The organism is Megalodesulfovibrio paquesii, from assembly GCF_054653055.1.
The window spans coordinates 881998-903323 of sequence record NZ_BAAIGQ010000005.1; the positions used below are offsets into that span (position 1 = coordinate 881998).

At 63.1% G+C, this 21326-nt stretch carries 20 protein-coding genes, 1 tRNA gene and 1 other RNA gene; 6 read left to right on the top strand and 16 right to left on the bottom strand.

What is annotated here, in order from left to right; translation table 11 throughout:
• Positions 1-32: 32 nt before the first annotated feature.
• Positions 33-1961 carry a 1-deoxy-D-xylulose-5-phosphate synthase gene (dxs, locus tag ACYQ00_RS10570; RefSeq protein ID WP_460032086.1) on the top strand — a complete coding sequence of 643 codons (1929 nt, stop codon included), beginning with the start codon at positions 33-35 and terminating at the stop codon, positions 1959-1961.
• 139 nt (positions 1962-2100) lie between these two features.
• Here the strand turns inward: dxs and ACYQ00_RS10575 are convergent, their stop codons facing one another.
• Both ACYQ00_RS10575 and ACYQ00_RS10580 read right to left on the bottom strand, forming a co-directional pair.
• Entirely contained in the window at positions 2101-3231 is a 1131-nt protein-coding gene (locus ACYQ00_RS10575; RefSeq protein ID WP_460032087.1) for an acyltransferase, read from the bottom strand.
• A gap of 15 nt (positions 3232-3246) precedes the next feature.
• Positions 3247-3735: a hypothetical protein gene (locus tag ACYQ00_RS10580; protein WP_460032088.1), complete on the bottom strand. Its 489-nt coding sequence runs from the start codon at positions 3733-3735 to the stop codon at positions 3247-3249.
• A gap of 105 nt (positions 3736-3840) precedes the next feature.
• Between ACYQ00_RS10580 and uvrB the strand changes: the two genes are divergently transcribed.
• From uvrB to dapB, 5 genes are read left to right on the top strand one after another with little or no spacing between them, the layout of a single operon-like run.
• Positions 3841-5976: an excinuclease ABC subunit UvrB gene (gene uvrB, locus ACYQ00_RS10585; RefSeq protein WP_460032089.1), complete on the top strand. Its 2136-nt coding sequence runs from the start codon at positions 3841-3843 to the stop codon at positions 5974-5976.
• 31 nt (positions 5977-6007) lie between these two features.
• The gene (locus ACYQ00_RS10590) at positions 6008-7060 is read left to right on the top strand and encodes a potassium channel family protein (RefSeq protein WP_460032090.1); all 1053 of its coding nucleotides are present in this window, start codon (positions 6008-6010) and stop codon (positions 7058-7060) included.
• Complete coding sequence (locus ACYQ00_RS10595) at positions 7061-7867, top strand: glycosyltransferase family protein (RefSeq protein WP_460032091.1); 807 nt, start codon at positions 7061-7063, stop codon at positions 7865-7867.
• Positions 7868-7884: 17 nt separating this feature from the next.
• Entirely contained in the window at positions 7885-9951 is a 2067-nt protein-coding gene (ligA, locus tag ACYQ00_RS10600; RefSeq protein WP_460032092.1) for an NAD-dependent DNA ligase LigA, read from the top strand.
• Positions 9952-10003: 52 nt separating this feature from the next.
• Positions 10004-10786 (top strand): 4-hydroxy-tetrahydrodipicolinate reductase, encoded by a 783-nt coding sequence (dapB, locus tag ACYQ00_RS10605; RefSeq protein ID WP_460032512.1) that lies wholly within the window; start codon positions 10004-10006, stop codon positions 10784-10786.
• Positions 10787-10894: 108 nt separating this feature from the next.
• Here the strand turns inward: dapB and ACYQ00_RS10610 are convergent, their stop codons facing one another.
• From ACYQ00_RS10610 to ybgF, 14 genes are all read right to left on the bottom strand, one after another.
• Positions 10895-11920 (bottom strand): glutaredoxin domain-containing protein, encoded by a 1026-nt coding sequence (locus ACYQ00_RS10610; protein ID WP_460032093.1) that lies wholly within the window; start codon positions 11918-11920, stop codon positions 10895-10897.
• 239 nt (positions 11921-12159) lie between these two features.
• On the bottom strand, positions 12160-12822 hold the full coding sequence (locus ACYQ00_RS10615) for a hypothetical protein (protein ID WP_460032094.1): 663 nt from the start codon (positions 12820-12822) through the stop codon (positions 12160-12162).
• Positions 12823-12996: 174 nt separating this feature from the next.
• Complete coding sequence (locus tag ACYQ00_RS10620; protein WP_460032095.1) at positions 12997-13428, bottom strand: ACT domain-containing protein; 432 nt, start codon at positions 13426-13428, stop codon at positions 12997-12999.
• Between the two features lie 78 nt (positions 13429-13506).
• The gene (locus ACYQ00_RS10625; RefSeq protein ID WP_460032096.1) at positions 13507-13719 is read right to left on the bottom strand and encodes a dual CXXC motif small (seleno)protein; all 213 of its coding nucleotides are present in this window, start codon (positions 13717-13719) and stop codon (positions 13507-13509) included.
• 88 nt (positions 13720-13807) lie between these two features.
• Positions 13808-15061 carry a 2-C-methyl-D-erythritol 4-phosphate cytidylyltransferase gene (gene ispD / locus ACYQ00_RS10630; RefSeq protein ID WP_460032097.1) on the bottom strand — a complete coding sequence of 418 codons (1254 nt, stop codon included), beginning with the start codon at positions 15059-15061 and terminating at the stop codon, positions 13808-13810.
• A 69-nt stretch (positions 15062-15130) separates the two neighbouring features.
• Positions 15131-15515: RNase P RNA component class A (gene rnpB, locus ACYQ00_RS10635), an RNA gene on the bottom strand.
• A gap of 42 nt (positions 15516-15557) precedes the next feature.
• Positions 15558-16334, bottom strand: coding sequence for a zinc ribbon domain-containing protein (locus ACYQ00_RS10640; protein ID WP_460032098.1), 777 nt, complete (start codon positions 16332-16334; stop codon positions 15558-15560).
• A gap of 28 nt (positions 16335-16362) precedes the next feature.
• On the bottom strand, positions 16363-17178 hold the full coding sequence (locus ACYQ00_RS10645; protein WP_460032099.1) for a Nif3-like dinuclear metal center hexameric protein: 816 nt from the start codon (positions 17176-17178) through the stop codon (positions 16363-16365).
• A 187-nt stretch (positions 17179-17365) separates the two neighbouring features.
• Positions 17366-17441: transfer RNA gene (locus ACYQ00_RS10650), tRNA-Ile, on the bottom strand.
• Positions 17442-17583: 142 nt separating this feature from the next.
• Positions 17584-18522, bottom strand: a complete 939-nt coding sequence (locus ACYQ00_RS10655; protein WP_460032100.1) for an NAD(P)/FAD-dependent oxidoreductase — start codon at positions 18520-18522, stop codon at positions 17584-17586.
• A gap of 54 nt (positions 18523-18576) precedes the next feature.
• On the bottom strand, positions 18577-19326 hold the full coding sequence (locus tag ACYQ00_RS10660) for a protein phosphatase CheZ (protein ID WP_460032101.1): 750 nt from the start codon (positions 19324-19326) through the stop codon (positions 18577-18579).
• A gap of 14 nt (positions 19327-19340) precedes the next feature.
• Positions 19341-19913 (bottom strand): PilZ domain-containing protein, encoded by a 573-nt coding sequence (locus tag ACYQ00_RS10665; RefSeq protein ID WP_460032102.1) that lies wholly within the window; start codon positions 19911-19913, stop codon positions 19341-19343.
• 46 nt (positions 19914-19959) lie between these two features.
• A complete protein-coding gene (locus ACYQ00_RS10670) occupies positions 19960-20403 on the bottom strand; it encodes an NIL domain-containing protein (protein WP_460032513.1) in 444 nt (147 codons plus the stop codon).
• A gap of 55 nt (positions 20404-20458) precedes the next feature.
• Positions 20459-21301, bottom strand: coding sequence for a tol-pal system protein YbgF (ybgF, locus tag ACYQ00_RS10675; RefSeq protein WP_460032103.1), 843 nt, complete (start codon positions 21299-21301; stop codon positions 20459-20461).
• Positions 21302-21326 lie beyond the last annotated feature (25 nt).

Consider the following 21326-nt stretch of genomic DNA (forward strand, 5'->3'; position numbering starts at 1 on the left):
CCCAAGGGCCTGCCAGCGCCATGAAACCATTGATGAACTCTGTATTGTTGCCCAGCATTTCCTCGCCCGCCGATCTCGCCCCCCTCGGTATTCCAGCCCTGACTTCCCTGGCCGGAGAACTCCGGCAAGCGATTATCGACACTGTCTCCAAAAATGGCGGGCACCTGGCGCCTTCGCTTGGCGTGGTGGAACTGAGTTTGGCCCTGTGCAAGGTCTTTGATTTTTCCAAGGATAAGATCATCTGGGATGTCGGGCACCAGGCATATGCGTACAAGCTGCTCACGGGCCGCTATCAGCGGTTTAATACCTTGCGCACCCTGGGGGGCATCTCTGGTTTCCCCAAGCCTTGCGAAAGCAAGTTTGATCATTTTGCCGTCGGTCATTCCTCCACCTCCATTTCCGCGGCCCTGGGCATGGCCATGGCCAGGGATCTGGCCGCCAAGAGCAACAAGGTGGTGGCCGTCATCGGCGATGGCTCCATGACCGCCGGGCTGGCCTTTGAAGGGTTGAATCAGGCCGGGCACATGGACCGCGATCTCATCGTCATCCTCAACGACAATGAGATGAGCATTTCGCCCAATGTCGGCGCGCTTTCGTCTTTTTTGTCCCGCAAGATGAGCTCGCGCTTCATGCAGCAGTTCAAAAAGTCCACGGAGCAGCTGCTGCGACAAGTGGTGCCGGACTTCAGCCAGGATATCGTGGAGTACCTGCGCCGTAGCGAGTCTTCCTTCCGCAGCTTCGTCACCCCGGGCATGCTCTTCGAGGCCCTGCACTTCGAATATCTCGGCCCCATCGACGGCCACGATCTCACGGCCCTGGTGGACGTGCTGGAACAGGTCAAGGAGCTGGAAGGCCCCATCCTGGTCCATGTGCTGACCAAAAAAGGCAAGGGCTACATTCCGGCGGAACAAAACCCCACCTATTTTCACGGGGTTGGCTGTTTTGAACCCGAAACCGGCGAGGCCCTCAAGCACGGCGGCTGCCTCCTGCCCACCTATACGGAAGTGTTTGGCGAAACGCTGTGCAAGCTGGCCAGGCATGATCCGGGCATCGTGGCCATCACCGCCGCCATGCCCGAGGGTACCGGTCTGGCCTGCTTTGCCCGGCAGCATCCCGAGCGCTTTGTGGATGTGGGGATTTGCGAGCAGCACGCCGTCACCTTTGCGGCGGGTCTGGCCTCCCAGGGCTACAAACCCGTGGTGGCCATTTATTCGACCTTCCTGCAGCGCTCGTATGATCAGGTGGTGCACGATGTCTGCCTGCAGAACCTGCCCGTGCTCTTCTGCCTGGACCGGGGCGGCCTGGTCGGGGAAGATGGCCCGACCCACCATGGCGCCTTTGATCTGGCCTACTTGCGGCACATCCCCAACCTGACCCTCATGGCTCCCAAGGACGAGCCCGAACTGCAGCGGATGATCGCCACCGCGCTGCAGCTGGGCACGCCGGCGGCCATCCGGTATCCGCGCGGGGTGGGGCCGGGGGCGCCCAGACTGGATGACTCGCGACCCATTCCCCTGCTTTCTGTCGGACAGGCCGAGTTCGTGCGCGATGGCGAGGATTGCAGGGACTGCTGCATCATCGCCGTGGGCAGCCGGGTGTATCCGGCTCTGGAGGCAGCCCAGCTGCTGGCCCAGGAAGGCATCGGCTGTGCGGTGCTTAACGCCCGGTTCATCAAGCCTGCTCCGGAAAAACAGTTGCTGGAGGCCGCGGAACGCTGGCCCCGGCTGTTGCTTGTGGAGGAGGGGACACGCCTGGGCGGATTCTCTTCCGCCGTGCTGGAATGCCTGACCGATGCCGGCGTCCTCTGCCGGGCCGGGGCACCACGCATCAAGCGTCTGGGCCTGCCGGATGCCTTTGTGGAACACGGGCCGCAGAAGGTGTTGCGGCAGCAGCTGGGCCTGGACAAACTGGGCATTGCCACTGCTGTTCGGGAGCTGATTGCCTCCTCGCCCATGGCCTGAAGTGGGCCTGAAGTGATCCCGAAGCGCGCCTGGGGCTTCAACTCTTCGTGCTCCCCATACCGTTGCCACCAAAAAGGGCCTGCCGCTGAAGCGACAGGCCCTTGGTTTTTTGCAGGCAGGGGTGTGGGATGAAGGCGCCTTACGGCATGATGATCCGCAGGTACGGGATGCGCCGGATGACTGCCGTAAGAGCCCAGGAAACCAGGAAAATACTGATGGACAGCAGGAACACGCCCAGGCCGTCCGGAATGCCCCGGCTGGCCATGTCCTCCACGGTCATGGGCGGGAACACGGCTCCTCTGAACACGGGCGTGAGCACCCCGGTCAGGAACTGCAGGATCAGGATGTGAATCAGATAGATGCCGTAGCAGCAGGCGGAAAGCCCAATCAGCCGCCTGGCCCAGAACTCCGGCAGCCGCATGGGCATCTGCTTGAACAGCAGAAAGAAGCTGATGCCGGACGCAAGCTGGAAGGGCGTGTAATGCAGCAGGTACAACGTATCCATATGGCCGTTGATGACGGTATGGATGTACTGCAGCCCAATGGCCCCGCTAATGCCCAGCACAATGGTGGCCAGCAGGACCGGCGTCCATTTCAGGGGCAATGGCGGTCTGGAATGCAGGAGCCATCCCAACACCACCAGGGCCATGTAGATGGGAAAAACCTCTTCGAACAGCTTATGATACAGCTGCACCCCCCAGACGGCCAGGCACAGGTAGTTCACGGTGTGCAAGGCGATGGAGATGCCCACATACCACCAGCCAAGGGCCCTGCGGCGGGGGAAGTCCATGGCCCGCAGAAAGGGCAGGGCAATGTACACACCAAGCAGCATGTACAAATACCACAGGTGGGCCTCCATGGTGTTCGTCAGCAACCGCTTGAAGAACGTGGGCAGGTAAATGGAGGTGCCCATGGTGTAGTGGTTGCGCACATAATAAACACAGACCCAGAAGAACAATGGAATGGCCAGCCTGGGCAGGCGCTTGCGATAGCAGTCCCACGGGGTGGGTTCGCGCTCGGCTGCGCGGGGCGAAAGCAGCATGGCCCCGGTGATCATCAGCAGGGGGGAGATGCTCAAAAACCCAAGGGCTGCGCCGGTCATCCCGGTCAGCCACCGCTCTGGGGTGTCCACATACGCCAGCAGGTTGGTGGCAGCATGGGCCACCACCACAAAAAAGATGCTGACGCAGCGCAGGGCATCAAGGTTCAACTGGCGTGAAGAATTAACGGGAGCCGGTGCGGCACCCCCGGTGGAGGAAAGCGTATTCACGTGCTCGTCTCTAGGTTAGCCCATGGATTCCGGGGCGATGGGTTGATGTTCTTCCAGGTCGTACATCCCATGCATGGCAAAGGGCAAGGGGTATTGTGGCACTTGATTAAAACGGATGAAGCCGATGGACTTGCCTTCTGGCATGGCGGAAAGTGGCGGCATGCCCTGGGGAACGGGGAAAATCATGGGGCTGGCGTTCACGCTGGCCATGCGGTCGTCATAGCGCTCTTTGAAGTAGGCGACGATCTGGTCCACCTCGTCGCGGGTAAAGGCTTCCATCACCACCAGCTTGGTGCGCTCGGGGTCGGAGTAGACATCCGGGTGCATGGGATCGCCCACCACGTCGTCCCATTCATAGCTGTCGCGTTCGGCTTCGCTGAAGTCCGGGCGGAAGAGATGCACGTCCACATCGCGGCGGCCCTTGAAACTTTTGATGACGGCAGTCATGACATAGCAGCGCGGAATGCGCAGCGGGATGGGTGGATCATAGATGTTGATTTCCATGGGAGTCGTATCCTTTGCTCAGGCGATTTGTTTCAGGTGCTGTACGTGATTTGCCGCCGCCTGGGAAGAGTGGCGGACCGCAATGGCTCGTGATATAGGCCGGCCATGGAACAGCCGTTTGTCATCTCCAGCCCTTTCGAACCGCAGGGGGACCAGCCCGAGGCCATTGCCCAGCTGGTGGCCAATCTCAATGCCGGCGTCAAGGACCAGGTCCTGCTCGGGGTGACTGGCTCGGGCAAAACCTTCACCATGGCCCAGACCGTGGCCCGGGTGAACCGGCCGGCGCTGGTGCTGGCGCCCAACAAAACCCTGGCCGCCCAGCTGTACAACGAGTTCCGCGCCCTGTTCCCAAACAATGCCGTGGAGTATTTCGTCAGTTATTACGATTACTACCAGCCGGAAGCCTACATCCCGCAGTCCGATACGTACATCGAGAAAGACTCGTCCATCAACGATGAGATCGACAAGCTGCGCCACGCAGCCACCCATGCCCTGCTCACCCGGCGCGACGTGCTCATCGTGGCCTCGGTGTCCTGCATCTACGGCCTGGGCTCGCCGGAATACTACGCCCGCATGCTCATTCCCCTGGAGGAGGGCCAGCGGCTGAACATGGATTCCCTCATGGCCCGGCTGGTGGAAGTGCAGTACGAACGCAATGACATCGACTTCCATCGCGGCTGCTTCCGCGTCCGCGGGGATGTGCTGGAAATCATCCCGGCCTACCACCACGAACGCGCCCTGCGCCTGGAATTCTTTGGTGACGAGCTGGAAACCCTGAGCGAGGTGGATCCCCTCACCGGCGAGATCCTGGGCCGGCTGCGCAAAACCGTGGTGTATCCCGCCAGTCACTACGTCTCCGACCGCGACAACCTGACCCGCGCCGTGAGCGACATCCGCGTGGAGCTGCAGGAGCGGCTGGCGGAGTATCAGACCCAGAACAAGCTCGTGGAGGCCCAGCGCCTGGAGCAGCGGACCATGCTCGACCTGGAAATGATCGAGGAGATGGGCTACTGCAACGGCATTGAGAACTATTCCCGCCATCTCGACGGCCGCGCCCCCGGCACCCCGCCTTCTACCCTGCTTGATTACTTTCCCAAGGATTTCGTGCTGTTCATTGATGAATCACACATCGCCGTCTCCCAGGTGGCCGGCATGTTCAATGGCGACCGCTCCCGCAAATCCACCCTGGTGGATTTCGGCTTCCGCCTGCCCTCGGCCCTGGACAACCGGCCCCTGAGCTTCGACGAATTCCAGACCCGCATCGGCCAGACCATTTACGTCTCTGCCACCCCCGGCGAGTACGAGCTGCGCCAGAGCCAGGGCGTGGTGGCCGAACAGATCATCCGCCCCACAGGTCTGGTGGACCCCGAACTGCTCATCCGCCCGGTCAAGGGGCAGGTGGATGACCTCCTGGGCCGTTGCAAGGAGCGCATCGCCAGGGATGAGCGCGTGCTCGTCACCACCCTGACCAAGCGCATGGCCGAGGATCTGACCCAGTTTTTCAACAAGATGGGCGTGAATGCCCGCTACCTGCACTCGGATGTGGACACCCTGGAGCGCGTGGCCATCCTCCAGGCCCTGCGCAAGGGCGAGTTTGACGTGCTGGTGGGCATCAACCTGTTGCGGGAGGGGCTGGACCTGCCGGAAGTCTCCCTGGTGGCCATTCTCGATGCGGACAAGGAAGGTTTCCTGCGATCCACCCGCTCGCTCATCCAGACCTTTGGCCGCGCGGCGCGCAATGTCGGCGGGCTGGTGGTCCTCTATGCGGACAACATCACCCCCTCCATGCGCGCGGCCATCGACGAGACTGAACGCCGCCGCGCCAGACAGATCGCCCACAACAAAGCCCACGGCATCGTGCCCCAATCCGTACGCAAGGAAACAGAGAATGTCCTGGACGCCATCCACGCCCAGGCCCGGCAGCGCGATCTGCAGGAGGGCGGCAAGCCCAGGCGCGGCCGCGGCCGAAGCCTGCAGGAGCAGAACGAACAGGCCGGCCAGGGCGCAACCAGGGCAGAAGCCGACGCCCAGGCGGCCCAGGCCGCCGAGGACGCTGCTGTGTATGGCGCAGACCCCCGGCGCACGGCCAGGGAGATCAAAACCCTGGAGCGCCAGATGCGCGAGGCCGCCAAGGAGCTGGAATTTGAACGTGCCGCCCAGCTGCGCGACCGCATCAAGCGCCTGCGCGAGCTGCTGACCGCTGCCGAAACAGATGCCGACTCCGCCGCCGATCCTGCCTGATCCGGCTCACGCTCCAGCGCACCACACCCCCATGCCCAGCCTGAAAAAACCACTCAAGCGTCCGGACCTGCGCTACAGCCGCATGCACGATCGCCTGGGCGTCTTCTGGCCCATCACGGCCGGTTCCATCGCCCTGGCCCTCATCTTCGCCACGGCGGTCACCTTTTACATGACCTATGAAGGCTGGGATTTCTGGGACAGCTTCTACATGACGGTCATCACCCTGTCCTCCGTAGGGTTCCAGGAGGTGCGCCCGCTCTCGCAGGAGGCGCGCATCTTCACGTCCTTCCTCATCTTTGGCGGGGTGGGCAGTTTCGCCTTCCTGGCCGGTTCCGCCGCGCAACTGCTGGTGGAGGGCCGCATCAACCAGATTCTTGGGAGACGCCGCGTGCAAAAAGCCATCGACAGGCTGGAGAATCACTTCATCATCTGCGGGTATGGCCGCATCGGCTCCATCGTGGCCAGGGAGATCATGCGCGAAGGGCATCCCCTGGTGGTCATCGAGCAGGATCCAGACATCGTCAAAAAGCTGGAGGCGGATAACATCCTGCATCTGGTGGGCGACGCCACCTCTGACCAGTTGCTCCTGGCCGCCGGCCTCACCCGGGCCAAAAGCCTGATCACCGCCCTGACTCAGGAAGCAGCCAACGTGTATGTGGTCCTCACTGCCCGGCAGCTCAATCCGGAGATCATCATCGTCTCCCGCGCGGATCACGAGTCCCACATTTCCCGCCTGGAACGCGCCGGGGCGGACCGCGTGGTTCTGCCGCACACCATTGGCGGCGTGCGCATGGCCCAGAGCGTGCTGCGGCCGTCCGTGGTGAACTTCATCGACATGGCCGTCCAGGGCGGGCTGGATCTGCAGATGGAAGAGCTGTCCATCTCCTCCGGCTCCTCCCTGGTGGGCAAGAATCTCATCGAAAGCCAGATCCGCCCCCGCTTCAACCTGATCATCATCGGCATCAAGCACGCCGATGGCGAGATGCACTTCAACCCCTCGCCAGACGCGGTCATCAAAGCCGGGGACAGTCTCCTGTGCATCGGCAAGCCCGAGCACTTCGAGCAGATTCAGGAGATCTTGTAGATGGCGGACCGCTTTTTCGGCGCGGCCGATCCCGTGGTGGTCATCCTGCATTATGGGGATCCCGCCGTCACTGCCCGGCTGTACCGCCAGCTGGCCGGCACGAAAGCAGCCCCGGCCGATCCCAGGGGACGCTGGCAGGATCGGATTCTTGTCCTGGACAACGCCTCGCCCCAGCCCTGGCCGGCCGGGCAACACCTCTGGACCCGCCTGCCTGATAACCGCTACTGGGCCGGCGCCCTGGCCTGGACTCTGGAAACCTTGCGAATCCAGGGCCGCACGCACGTCTGGTTCTTGAATAACGACCTTTGGTTCACCCCCGAAGCAGGCGTGCTGGACAAGGCCTGGCAACGCCTCCAGGCCCTGGAAACGCGCAGCGGCCAGGCCATTGGCGCTTCTTCCCCGGCCGTGATCCGGCATCCGTATCACCCGCAGATGGTGCAGGACCCGGCCCGGCAGTTCCGCCGGGTCCATTTTCTGGACGGCGTGGCCCCCCTGTTGCGGCTGGAGGCCGTCCAGGCCATCGGCGGGCTGGACTGGGAAGACAACCCCCGCGGCTATGGCGTGGACCTCTGGCTCTCCCTGCGTCTGCACCGGGCCGGCTGGCCGCTGATGGTGGATCATCAGGTGGCCATCCGCCATGAACATCACACCGCCGCCCGGCAGGAACCGGCCTTTCTGCCCCGGGCCGCGGATCAGGAGGACGCCTACCTCCGCGCCCGGCTGGGAGCGGACTGGAGAGCCGTCATCCAGGATCTGGCCAATGCCTCGATGGATGTGGACGACACCCGCATCCCGGACCTCGACTGAAGGAAGACCGCCGCATCATGTCCCAGCAGACTCCCCCCGCCGACGCCGTGGCCCGCGTGGCCCAGCTGCGCACGCTCCTGGAAGAGCACAACTACCGCTATTACGTGCTGGACGATCCTGTGATCTCCGACGCGGAATACGACGCCCTGTTCAAGGAATTACAGCATCTTGAACGCGAGTGGCCCGCGCTGGACGACCCGGCCTCGCCCACCCGCCGAGTGGGCGGCGCGCCGGCGGCCCAGTTCCCGCCCTTTGCGCACGCCGTGCCCATGCGCAGTCTGGATAACGGCTTTAGTGTGGAGGAGTTTCGCGAGTTCCTGGGCCGGGTGGGGCGGCTCCTGCCGCCGTCCATTCCTCTTGCTTCCCTGCAGTTCTGGGTGGATCCCAAGATGGACGGCCTGGCCGTGGAAGCCGTGTACCGTCAGGGACGCTTTGTCGGCGGCGGCACCCGCGGCGATGGCGAGGTGGGCGAGGACATCTCCGAAAATCTGAAGACCATCAAGAACCTGCCCCTGGCCCTGCGCGGCGAGTCTGTTCCAGATCTGCTGGAAGTGCGCGGTGAGGTGGTCATGTTCCGCAAGGAGTTCGACAAGCTGAACGAGCGCCAGGAGGCCGCCGGGGAGAAAACCTTCGCCAACCCGCGCAACGCCGCGGCTGGCTCCCTGCGCCAGCTGGATTCGCGCATCACCGCCAGCCGGCCCCTGCGCTTTCTGGCCTATGGCGTGGGCCGCGTGGAGTGGCCGGCCGGTACCGGGGAGACGCAGAACTGGACAACCCAGGCCGGGATCATGCACGGTCTGGCCACCCTGGGCTTTGCCATCCCACCGGAAGCAACCCTGTGCGCCGCCGCGGGCGAGGTGGAAGCGCGCTATGCGCACCTGGGCGCCATCCGAGAGAAACTCCCCTTTGAAATCGACGGCGTGGTGGCCAAGGTCAACGACCGCGACCTGCAGGCCGAACTGGGCGAGACCGCCCGCGCCCCCCGCTGGGCCATCGCCCTGAAGTTCCCGGCCCATCAGGCAGTGACGAAGCTGCTGGACATTCAGGTCCAGGTGGGCCGTACCGGCGTGCTCACGCCGGTGGCCATCCTGGAGCCCGTGGAGGTGGGCGGCGTCACCGTGAGCCGGGCAACGTTGCATAATGAGGAAATGATTCGGGAAAAGGACGTCCGCGTCGGCGATGTGGTCCGGGTGCAGCGGGCCGGGGATGTTATCCCCGAAGTACTGGGCCCGGTGTTGGAGAAACGTCCCGAGGGGGCGCAGTCCTTCCAGTTCCCGGCTGTTTGTCCGGCCTGCGGCAGCGAGACCTCCCGCCTGCCCGGCGAGGCGGCCTGGCGCTGCCTGAATCTGGCTTGCCCGGCGGTACGCGTCAAATCCCTGGTGCATTTCGTTTCCAAGGCCGGGCTGGATCTGGAGGGCCTGGGCCGCAAGTGGGTGGAGATTTTTGCGGAAAAGGGCATGGTCCAGACCCCGGCCGATCTCTTTACTCTCACAAAAGAGCAGCTGCTGCCCCTGGATCGCATGGGCGAGAAGCTGGCCGAGAACATGTTGGCCGCCGTGGAGCAGGCCCGCCATGCCCCCCTGCGCCGGGCCATCAGCGCCCTGGGTATCCGGCTGGTGGGCGAGCAGACAGCCAAGGCCCTGGCCCGGCGGTACGGCTCCCTGGAGGCCCTGGCCCAAGCCACAGCCGAGGATCTGCAATCCATTGAAGATATCGGGCCGGAGGTGGCAGCCTCCATCCGGGCCTTTTTCCACAATCCAGCCAATCAGCAGCTCCTGGCCCAGCTGCAGGCTGCCGGGTTCGCACCCGTGGCCGAGGAAGCTCCCACCCCAGCTGCCGGCGCCGCATCGCAACCCCTGGCCGGCATGAAGGTTCTCGTCACCGGCACGCTGCCCGGCCTGTCTCGCGAGGAGGCCAAGGCCCTGGTGGAACGCCTGGGCGGGCAGGCCGTGTCTTCGGTTTCAAAGAAGACCGATTTTGTGCTCCAGGGCGAGGCGCCGGGCGAGAGCAAGCTTGCCAAGGCCCGCGAGTTGGGAATAGAAATACTGGATTATGCAGCATTCACCCGCCGCGTGGGCCTGTGACGCCGGCGGAGCAGACGGCGCAACACGCCTGCGCAAGGAGTGGAACATGAGTATGGGCACGGTCAAGATCGTCATCATGGGAGCCAAAGGCCGCATGGGCCAGACCATCGCGCGGCTGGTGCAGGCCGACCCGGTCCTGGAGCTGGTCGGGGTGATGGAGCGCAGCGGCGGCACGGCCGGACTGGAGTGCTTCAACTGCGTCTTTGGGTCGGACCTGGACACGGTCCTGCCCCAGGTGCCCGGCGCAGTGGTGGTGGACTTCACCTCTCCGGAATCCAGCGTCCGCACCGCCCAGGCCTGCGCCAGACACGGCAACCCCATGGTCTGTGGCACCACCGGCCTGACGGCGGAACAGCAGGCCCAGATGGCCGAGGCCGCCGCCAAGGCGCCCATCCTCTGGGGACCGAACATGAGCGTGGGCGTGAACACCCTGCTGAAGATCCTGCCTCAGCTCACCAAAATGCTTGGCGAAGTCTATGATATTGAAGTGATGGAAATTCATCACAATCAAAAGAAAGACGCTCCCTCGGGCACGGCTCTCAAGCTGGCGGATTGTCTGGCCCGGGCCCGGGACTGGGATCTGAAGGAAACCGGCACCTACTGCCGCGAGGGCATCATCGGCGCCCGGCCGCAGCAGGAAATCGGCGTCCAGACCATTCGCGGCGGGGACGTGGTCGGCGTGCACACGGTCTATTTTCTCGGCCCTGGCGAGCGCATCGAGGTCACGCATCAGGCCCATTCCCGCGAAACCTTTGCCCAGGGCGCCCTGCGCGCCGCCAAGTGGGTGGCCGGCCAGAAGCCCGGCAGGCTCTACGGGATTGGGGATATTCTGTAAGGAATCTTGAGGCCTGCGCCGCAACCGCGCACTGCGGTGCTGCGGCGCAGGCCTGTGATGCTCTGAGTCAGGGCTGGCCCTTTCGGACAAAGGGGCACGCGGCCGGGGCTACTGCACCAGTTCCATGGTCTTGGTCAGCGTGGGCTGGATGTAGACCTTGCCCTTGATGACCACTGCCGGCAGGGTGACTGACCCGGAGAAACCAGCCGCGGTCATTTTCTTGGAAAACTCCTTGTGCACGGCGTTGTCGTCTACATCCTTGAAGACGAACGGGATGTCGAGCTCCTTGAGATCTTCCATGTACCGTTTGGTGATGGTGCAGCGCTTCATGCTATAAATGATGACTGGATCCGACTTTTTCGCCTGGTTGGGTTTGGCCGCAGCCTGTGCCTCTTGTTTGGCTGGCGCGTTGGTCTTGAGCAACCCGGCAAGGCTTGGCCGCTGGGCAACCTTGCCCTTGTTGTCCACAACAGGCAGATCCACGCTGCCGGAGATCCCCGCCTTGTCCAGGCAGTCTGAGAAGGCCTTGTAGTCTGCGGGATTGTCGATGTCTTTATAGTCAAAATCGATTTTGGCCTGCTTGAGTTCGGCAACATACTTCTGTGTAATGGAGCATCCTTTCCGCCCATACACCACCAGCCTGTTTTGGGCGGCTGGGGCCGGGGCGGATTCCTTGGCCACCGCAGGAGCCGTGTCCTTGCCGCTTGCCTGCTGGGTGCCTTTGTATTCCTTGAGCAAACCAGCAAGATTGGGACGCTGGGCGGCTTTCCCGTGGGAGACCACCACAGGGAGGTCGATGCTTCCATACAGGTTTGCCGCCTGGGCCTGCCGGGAAAACTCCGCATCGCCAGCCGGGGTGTCGATATCGACAAACTCGAAGGCGATGCCGGCTTTCGTCAGCTCTTCCATGTACTTTCGGGTGATGCTGCACCCCTTCCGGCCAAGCACTTTGAGGGTGTCATTTTCCGGGTTATTTTTTCCTGCGACCTGGTCGGCGGATTGCGTGGCGCCGGTGGGGCAGGCTTCCGTGGTTTGCTGGGGCGTCGGGTTTTGCGCGTCTTCCAGGGTGGGGAGGCTTTCCTCTGGTTCGGCGGGCGAGGAAGGCTGGCCCCACTGGGCAGGAAAAGAGCGCATAAGCACCTGGGCATTGGCCGAATCTGCAAAAAGGCAGGGGGCAAGCACCAGCAATGTTACTATGCAGAGCGCATGAAGGCGCATGGGATTTCCTCCTGGAATCAGGATCGATGAGGGGTTCACGGGCACGTCGCGATCACTAGCTCCATTCCCGGTATCGTCGGGAGGCAGCCAGAGCAGGCGGGTCCTGGTGGAGAGCATCGCCATAGGATTCTGTTGTTATGAAGCTGGATGCGCTGCTACAGGGCAGGCTCAAGCGGCTTCAGCGCTTCAGGATCAATCTTGGGAGGGTTGCTCAGATAGAGCTTGATGCTGTACATTTTTTTGGAGTCTGCCTGACGGGTGAATTTGGAAACCCGCACCTGAAAGATATGGTCTCGCAAAAAATTCTGGTACGCTACGGATTTGGTGGTGCGTCTGATGTCGGCAATGTTCGTGCCGTAGAAATACTCGTTTTTGTCCTTCGGGTTCTTTCTGAGCGGAAGGCCGTATTTGTCGAGGATCAGTTTCGAGACTTGATCGAAGGTCGCCTCCACCTCCATTTCATATTCAATGGCATAGAGCGCCGCATCGTCATACCTGACTTTGATGCGGAAACTCCCGGATGGCTCATTCGACAGAATCGTGTCGCAGTCCACGGTTTTCGGGCACATGACCAGGGTGTTGATTGCATTGGGAACGACGACATGGTTCCACCCTTGGGCAGCGGCAAAGGCTTGCATGGCCTCGACAGGCATCGAAACCTTCAGGCCGCGGATATCGAAATCCTCTGCGGTCCCTTCCTTGGCGATGCGTTCCTTGGTTGCATTGTCTGCAGCGGCATCGCCAGCCGCTGCAGCGTGCGGAAGAGCCACCGCCATGAGTACCAGCATGGCAAAAAGCGTGCGGGCTACTGACACCATGTTTCCCTCGTTGTTGAAAATGTTCGCCAGTTGAAAAATGGATTAATCGTAATGTGGCACGTGTTATACTTGTTCCCCTTCGGACGAATCGGGGTTTTCCCCGTAGGGCCATAAAAAACGCCGCGGACCCGGATGTCGGGTGCGCGGCGTTCATGCGGCAGGAGGTGGTTGCTGCTAGATATTGTAAATCTTGTCCCCGGGCACGATGGGGATGCCATGCTTTTGCAGGGCTTCGATGGCCTGGTCCGTGCGGTCGAAGCGGAAGATGAGGATGGCATTCTTGCCGCTCTGCTGCACAAAGGCGTACATGTATTCCACATTCACGCCTTCCGTGGAGAGCAGATCCAGGATGTGGTTCAGCCCGCCAGGGTTGTCCGCCACTTCCACGGCTACCACAGTGGTGCGGCCCACGGTAAAGCCTTTGTCCTTGAGCACGGTTTTGGCTTTTTCGATATCCGTGACAATGAGCCGCAGGATTCCGAAGTCGGAGGTGTCGGCCAGGGAGAGGGCGCGGATATTGATGCCGGATTCGGCCAGGGTACGGGTGACCTCGGCCAGCCGGCCGGCCTTGTTTTCCAAAAAGATGGATATCTGTTCCACTTTCATGAAACGCGTCCTCCTGAAGAGTCTTGACAGTCCGGGCAGTCTGTAAGGTCGTGAAATGGCCCGAGGGTGCGGCTGCCGCTACATGCGATCACAGTACACATTTTCCAGGAATTGTTCCAGGGCTTCATCCATGCGCTGGGAATATTTGGTCAGGGGGTACTGGGCCCCGCAGCCGGCGCAGCGCAGGGTCACTTCCTGGCAGCCGCGCTGGGCCGAGAGGGGCTGCTCGCAGCGTTCGCAGGGGATGGTTGTCTGAACAGACCGTGGACTGCGCGAAAAATAGCCGTACATACTCCCTCCATCGTGATGTCTGGAGTGCCAGACCAAGGAATGGTTTGCTGGGACTACTCCATGCCGCGGCCGCTTGCAAGCCCTGCGCTTAGGACGATGGCTCTTCCGTCTCGTGCGGCCGCCCCGCCTGCAGGGCTCTGACAGCGCTGACAAGGGCCACGGCCTTGATGCCCTTCTTTTCCCCGGTAAAGCCCAGGCCTTCTTCCGTGGTGGCCTTGACGTTCACCTGGGCGGGATCGAGCTTGAGCAGCAGGGCCACATTCTTGCGAATGGCCTCACGATACGGGCCAATTTTCGGGATCTGGGCGATGATGGTCAGGTCCGCGTGGGTCAGCATCACGTCCGCGGCCCAGACGTCGTGGAGCATCTCGTGCAGGAAGATGGCTGAATTCATTCCTTCGAATGCAGGATTGGAGTCCGGGAAGCGCGTGCCGATGTCCCCGGCGCAGATCAGGCCGGCCAGGGCGTCCGTCAGGGCGTGCAGCAGGACATCGCCATCGGAATGGGCCAGGATGGATGGAGCCTTGGGGATGGGCACGCCGCCCAGCTTCATGGGCCGGGCCTTGGGATCGTCGGCGTCGCCGTATTTGTGCACGTCGTAGCCCCAGCCGCTCAGGGGCAGCAGGGCCTGCTGCGCGGGCTGGAGCAGGGCCAGATCCCGGGGGGTGGTGATCTTCACGTTTGTCTCCTCGCCAGGGACGAGACAGACAGGCTGGCCCAGGCGTTCGATGAGGGAGGCGTCGTCCGTGGCCTCCCAGCCTTCGGCCTGGGCGCGGGCGTGGGCCTCGCGCAGCAGGGGCAGGGCAAAGGCCTGGGGTGTCTGCACGGCGCGCAGGGTGGCGCGGTCCAGGGTGTGCAGGACGGTATCTGCCTCCACGGTTTTGATGGTGTCCGTGACCGGCAGGCCGGGAATGACCGCCTGGACCCCGAGCCCGAGTTGGCCCCCGGGCCTGAGCGCCTCCAGCAGCCGGCGGACCAGGGCGGCCGAGGCGAAGGGGCGGGCGCTGTCGTGGACGAGCACCTGGTCGCAGTCCTCGGGCAGCGCGGCCAGGCCGTGACGAACGCTGTCCTGCCGTCGCACCCCGCCGGCGACGAGGCGCCAGGGCAGGTTCAGGGCGTCATCCACCCACAGCTGGCGGATTTCTGCGTCCATTTCGGGAAGGTTCGCCTCAGGAGCCACGAAGACCAGCCCGGCGATTTCGGGCAGGCCGCGCATGGTCAGGGCCGAACGCCAGTAGAGGGGCCGGCCGTCGAGTTCCAGAAACTGCTTGGCCCGGCCACCTGTGGCGGCCTGTAGCCGGGTGCCGCCGCCGGCGGCCAGGATGATGCACCAGATGGACATGCCTTCCCCGGCAGCCGGGCGGGAGGAGGGCCCTCCCGCAACGGACTGCAAAACGTGGATGAATAAAGAAAGGGGAGCCGGCCTGTAAGCCGGGTTCTGTTCCCCCGCGGTCCCGAGGGAGGCGGGGGTGGTCGTCATTCCTCTAGGGCGCGCCTCACGACGCGTCTCAAGCAACCTACCCGGGGACTTCGGCCGGGCCAGCCTCAAGCGTCCCCCTATTTGGTCTTGCTCCGGACGGGGTATGCCGAGCACGCCGCGTCGCCGCGGCGTCTGGTGGGCTCTTACCCCACCGTTTCACCCTTACCCGCACGCGGCGGGCGGTTTGCTTTCTGTGGCGCTGTCCAGGGATCGCTCCCTCTGGGGGTTACCCAGCGTCCTGCCCTGCGGAGCCCGGACTTTCCTCCCCGGCAATGGGTCCGAGAACCCTTGCCGCGGCGACGACCCGTCCGACTCCCCAAGTATCAACATAATGTCGTCGTGGTGGCCCGCAACAGGGCTACACGTCGCGGCCTTCTTCCTCGGCAGCCGCGGCTGCGGCGGCTTCCTCTTCGGTCTGGAAGTGTTCGCACCAGTAGATGAGCCGCTGGCAGTTGGGGCAGGAAAGAATCTGAGTGCCCTTCTGCAACTCAATGAAGCTCTGGGGGGGGATCATGATATGGCAGCCCGAGCAGACCCCGGCAGCCACGGGCACGATAACCGGCGCGGAAAGCCGGGAGCGGATGAACTCATAGCGGGAAAGCACGGGCGGCGGCACGCTCTGGCCGGCTTGCTTGCGGTCCCGGGCCAGCTGGCCCAGCCGGAGCTGAGCGTCTTCGGTGCGGGCGTTCAGGCTGGCGGATTTTTCCTCCAGCTGGGCTTCGAATTTCTGGAGCTCTTCGTTGATGGCCGCCTCGGCGGTGCGCTGGCGGATCAGCTCTTCTTCCAGGGTGGCGCGCTCTTCCTCGCGCATGCGATTCTGCTTTTCCATGTTGTCCATCTCGCGCATCATGGCGTGGTATTCCTTGGTGTTGGATGCCATCATGAGCTTGTTCTTGGACTTTTTGATCTTCAGCGAATCGTCGGTAATCTCCACATCCAGCCGTTTGGCCTGCTCCAGCAGATACTGCATCTTCTCTTCGATCTGGCCCTTGGCGGCTTGCAACTTGGCGAATTCCTCGCGCAGCGCCTCCACCTCCAGAGGGGCTGCTTCCATGCCCTTTTTGATGGCGATGATTTCGGAATCCACCCGCTGCAGGGCGACAAGTTGTTCAATCTGTTTGAGATACAGGCTCATGGAGGGCTCTCCTTCACGTGGCGCGTCTTTAGGAAACGGCGCTGGGGCCGGGGTGAACAGTATGGAAAGGGTCTTGGCCAGGGAAAAACCGGACGGCCAACCCGGCTGCCGGCGGTACATGTTCCGCCAGCAGCAAGGCAAAGCGGCGCATCATTTCTTCTTCAATGGAAAAATGGCCTACATCCACCAGGCATCCGGCAGCCGAGGCGGCCGTGTCCAGGGCAGTGTGGTATTTCACGTCGCCGGTGATGAACACCTGTGCCCCACGGGCAAAGGCCAGATCGGCCAGCGAAGCGCCGGAACCACCGCAATACCCCACCCGGGTCACGGTTTCGGGTTCCGGGCCACACCTGCGGATGCAGGTCCGGGGAAGCAGGGCAGCCAGGCGGCCGAGGAATTCGGCCCAGGGCAGCGGCTGGGGCAGCTGGCCCAGGCAGCCAATGCCGGCACTGCCATCGGCCAGGGTGGGCTCTAGAATGGCCAGCTCGCGCAGGTCCAGTTCGCGGGCCAGCCAGCCGGCCGGGCCCTCGGGCCGGGCGTCCAGGCTGGTGTGGGCGGCATAGCACCAGCAATCCGCCTGCAGCAGGCTGCGGATAATGGAGAAATAAGCATCCGGGACGTTCAGAAAGCGGGGCTTGAGGGCCAGGGGATGATGGGCCAGGATGGCCTCGGCGCCCCAGGCCAGGGCGGTCTGCACCTGGGCCGGGGTGGCATCCAGCATCACCGCCAGACGGGAAACAGTGGTGCGGGGCGAGGTGACCTGCACGCCGCTGGTGTCCCAGGAGCAGGCCCCGGCCAGGGGGGCCACCGCCTCGATGCAGGCAATGAGATCAGCAACCAGCATGGCGTTCTCCTTCAGCGCAGCCCGGGGCGGAAAATGATGAGGGCGCTCCCGACACACGTGTGCCCGAAGCGCCCTTGCGCTCTGCTGCACCACCCCCGTGGCCTGCGGCCCGTGCGGTCCGCGTGGTCTTCCGGGGGGCGCAAACTGATTGGGAGAGGAACATGTTTGTATGCAACGCCTGTCCTGCTGGTGGGCCTACCAGGATTCGAACCTGGGACCAGCCGGTTATGAGCCGGCAGCTCTGCCAACTGAGCTATAGGCCCATCACCCGTTGTCTGTCATCCAATCCACCCCGCCGCGTTGAAGCATCGCAGCGGCGGGAGCCTGCCGAACTGTACTGCAACGTAGTAAAATACCCCAAGGCAGAGTGGTTGTCAAATCGCAAATGCGCTGCGGGCTGAGGCTTCAGGCGCCGCGTTTGGGGAGCAGGTGCGGGGTGTTGGCCTTGATATAGTCGATGGCGCTTTTGCCGGCCACGGCCCCTTCGCCCACAGACACGCTGATCTGCAAAAAGCCGCCCGTGCAGTCTCCCGCGGCGAACACGCCAGGGATATTGGTCTGGTACCTGGCATCCACTTCCACGAAGTTGTTCTGCACCGTCACGCCCAGGGCCCGGGCAAAGTCCAGGGAGGAGGCCTCGCCCATGGCCACGAAGAGCCCGTCCGCATCCAGGGTCTGGCCGTCGGCAAAGACCAGGCGGGAGAGGGCGTTGTCGCCCTCCAGGCGTTCGACTTTCTGTTCCAGCACCGTGATGCCGGCGGCGTTGAGCCGGTCCTGGAAATCCGGGGTGATGGCCAGGGGCTTGCCCTGGGTGATGATGCGCACGTCCGGCGTGTAGGTCAGCAGTTCCAGGGCCTGGTTGGCGGCGAAGATGCCCTCGCCCAGCACGGCCACGGGGCGGTTTTTGTAAAAGAAGCCATCGCAGCTGACGCACCAGGAGACGCCCTTGCCTTCGTAGTCGCCCAGGTTGCTGATGCCGGGCCGCATGCGGGAGACTCCCGTGGCCAGGATCACGGCGCAGCAGGTGCGGGTGGTGACGTTGGAGACCACCTCGAAGCAGCCTTCGGGCATGCTGTGGATTGCCAGGACTTTTTCGCAGGACATGACCGTCCCGAAGCGTTTGGCCTGTTCGATGCCGCGTTCGATGAGGGCCTGGCCAGAGATGGTTTCGGGGAAGCCGAAGTAATTGTCGATGTCATAGTCCCCGGCAATCTTGGGCTGGCAGCCGAGGACGATGGTCGGAATGGAGGCGCGGCTGGTATAGATGGCTGCGGAAAGTCCGGCCGGCCCTGCGCCGACGATGATCAGTGGCAGGTGCGGAACGGAATTGGCTTGGCTTTCCATGAAAACACCTCGTACGGGGCGACGGCTGGCACAGCTGCGTGCCGCGGCCCGGAGTTACAGGCCGAGTTGCTTGAGCAGATCGTCCACGCCGCTCTGGCTGGAGTCCATTTGCGGTCCCTTGAGCTGGCTGGCCTTGGCCTTGGATTCCTGCACAATGGTTTCCAGGTCCTTGGAAGGTGCTTCTTCCCTGGCCTTGATGGACATGCCCGTGGAGACGTACAGATCAAAGGTGGTGGATTCGATACGTTTGAGGGCCGAGATGATCCGCTTGATGCGCTGGCCGGTCAGGTCCTGGAAGGAGAGCGAGGTCATAATCTTGATCAGATTCTCGCCAAGCTCGTTGTTGATGTCAATGAGCTTCATGATGTCTTCGTTGGCCTTGCGGGTCTTGCGCAGCTTGGCCAGCATGTTCTTGGCCTCTTCCTGCAGGGTCATGTGTTTTTCCACCACGTCCATGATCTCTTCAGTGGCTTGTTCGGTGGTCTGCAGGATGTCGTCCAGCTGGCGGGAGGCTTCCATGAAGAGCTGCTCGGCCTGCTGGACGGGCTCGCCCTCCACGTGGCTTTCCGGCCGGGTGGCCCGGGAGATTTCCTGATAGATTTCCTGCAGGCCGCTGCGCATGTCCCGAGAGATGCGGCGATAGAATTCGCTTTCCACCAGGGACTGGGAGAGGCTGCGGGTCAGCTCCTGCTCCAGGGCTTCGGTCAGATTTTTTGTCAGCCCCTCCACCACCTGGCGGGTCAGGGAGTCCATGGCGCTTTGGAGCATGTCTTGTTGGGAGAGCGGATCAGCGGGGGTCATCATGCGCTCCTGCAGGTTCAGCGGTCGCGCGAGCGCTCGCGCAGCCGCTTGCGTTCTTCGTGGAACACAAATTGAACAATGGCCTCCAGGGCAGATTCCTGGATGCGGACAAATTCAATGGAATACACCTTGCCGTCTTCTGCCGCGTGCGGAGGGGCCGGTTCCTCGCGTACCACCCGGGCCACGGCGCCGGCCATTCGCACCGGGGCATGCTGCAGGAGGATGGCCACTTCCAGCAGTGTCCCAGAAGCCAGGGGCTGCGTGGATTGGGCCTGCACGCCGCTGCCGGAGAGCTCCAGGACCCGCAAGGTCCCGGAAAAGCTGCGCGCCAGCTTGTCGTGTAACAGAAAGCCCAGCAATGCGTCCAGCTTGGCATCCAGATGCAGCAGAAAGCCGGCCAGTCCTTCCGGCAGGCGGGCTTTTTCCAGGGCCTCCTGGGCCGGGATTTCCGGCCCCGCCAGGGCCCACTCTTCCTGGAGCCGCAGGGGAGAGTCTTCATGCTCCAGCGGACGGCACCAGGCGGTCATTTGCACCGGGGTGCGGGCGAACTCGCGGCGGTCCTGCTGGCTGGCGTCCGCATGAGGGGGCATGCGGGGCTCTGGTCGGGGTTCCATAGGCGTCCTGTTGGTTTGCTGTTCAGCGCAGCTGTTCCACATCCACCTCTGCGTGCATGGCCCGCACGGGACAGATACGGGTGCACATGCCGCAGGCGGTGCAGCGTTCAAGGTCGAACACCACGCGGCGGGTCAGCAGATCCAGGGTCAGGCTTTCGTTGGGGCAGATGGCCGTGCACATGCCGCAGTGGACGCAGGAATCGTCATCCCGGGAGATGGTTTCCGCGGCCGGAGTGATGCGCACCCCCTGTTCCTTCAGGTAGGCCATGGCCTCCTTGAAGTTGTCTTCGGGCCCGCAGAGCTCCAGGGTCATGTGCCCTTCCTTGCGTGGAGTGATCTGCGCCTGCAGGATGCTGAAGGAGATATCGAACTTTTTGGAAATGACGCACACCACAGGATTGCCCGACACCTCCGGAGGGAAGGTGAGGATGACGATCTTGCGGATGCCTTTCAAACAATCTGCCATCATAGTGGTGGTCCCGAACCGCCTGCCTGAGGCAGGCGGGGGTCTGGTGGGTTCTTTAGTTGGGGCTCTTCAAGTATTCCATGGCCCGCTTGGCTTCCGGGGTGTTGGGATACTTGTGGATGACGTGCTGCAGCTGCACCTGGCCGGCCTTGAGCTTGCCGATCTGAATAAAGGCAATGCCCTGCTTCAGGTAGGCCGAGGCCGCCTTGGCGCTGTCCGGGTATTTGCCAATGATTTCCTGATAGGCCAGAATGGCCTTGGGGTATTCCTTGAGCTGAAAGTAGGCCTCACCCTGCCAGAAGATGGCATTGGAGGTCAGTTCATGGTTGGGGTGCGTGTTGGCGAACTGTTCCCACATGGCCTGGGCGGCCTGGTAGTTGCGGGCATTGAACTGGGCGCGGGCCTCGTTGTACATGCTCTGCGCCGCATCGGCACCGGGAGCCGGGGCCGGTTCATCGCCTTCGGTCACCACCTGGTTGCGCGGCGGCACCGCGCCGGGCATGCCCGGCACAGGCGACATGCCCGACGCGGGCTGCATGCCGGGCGCCGTTGGCGGAACGCCGAGTTCCTGGGCCTGGGAAGGCGTGAGCAGGGGGGCTGTGGCGTTGGGCGGCGGAGCGTATGCCGGCAGCGTATCCAGCGGCGGGGCCTTGAAACGGCGGTCAAAGTCGTCCATTTTGCCGCGCAGGCTGTTCACGTCCGCGCGCAACACATCCAGCTCAGCGCTCAGGTTGGCCTGATTGGGGCGGATTTCCTCAATGTTATTCATACGCTGCTCAAGGGCGGCCACGCGCGCATTGAGGGCGTCGATTTCCTTGCCGGTGCAGGAAGCCAGGCTCAGACCAGCGAGGGCCAGAGCCGTCATGGTGGTCATGGTGCGACGCTTCGAATGGGACATGAGAAGTCACTCCATGGAGATGGAT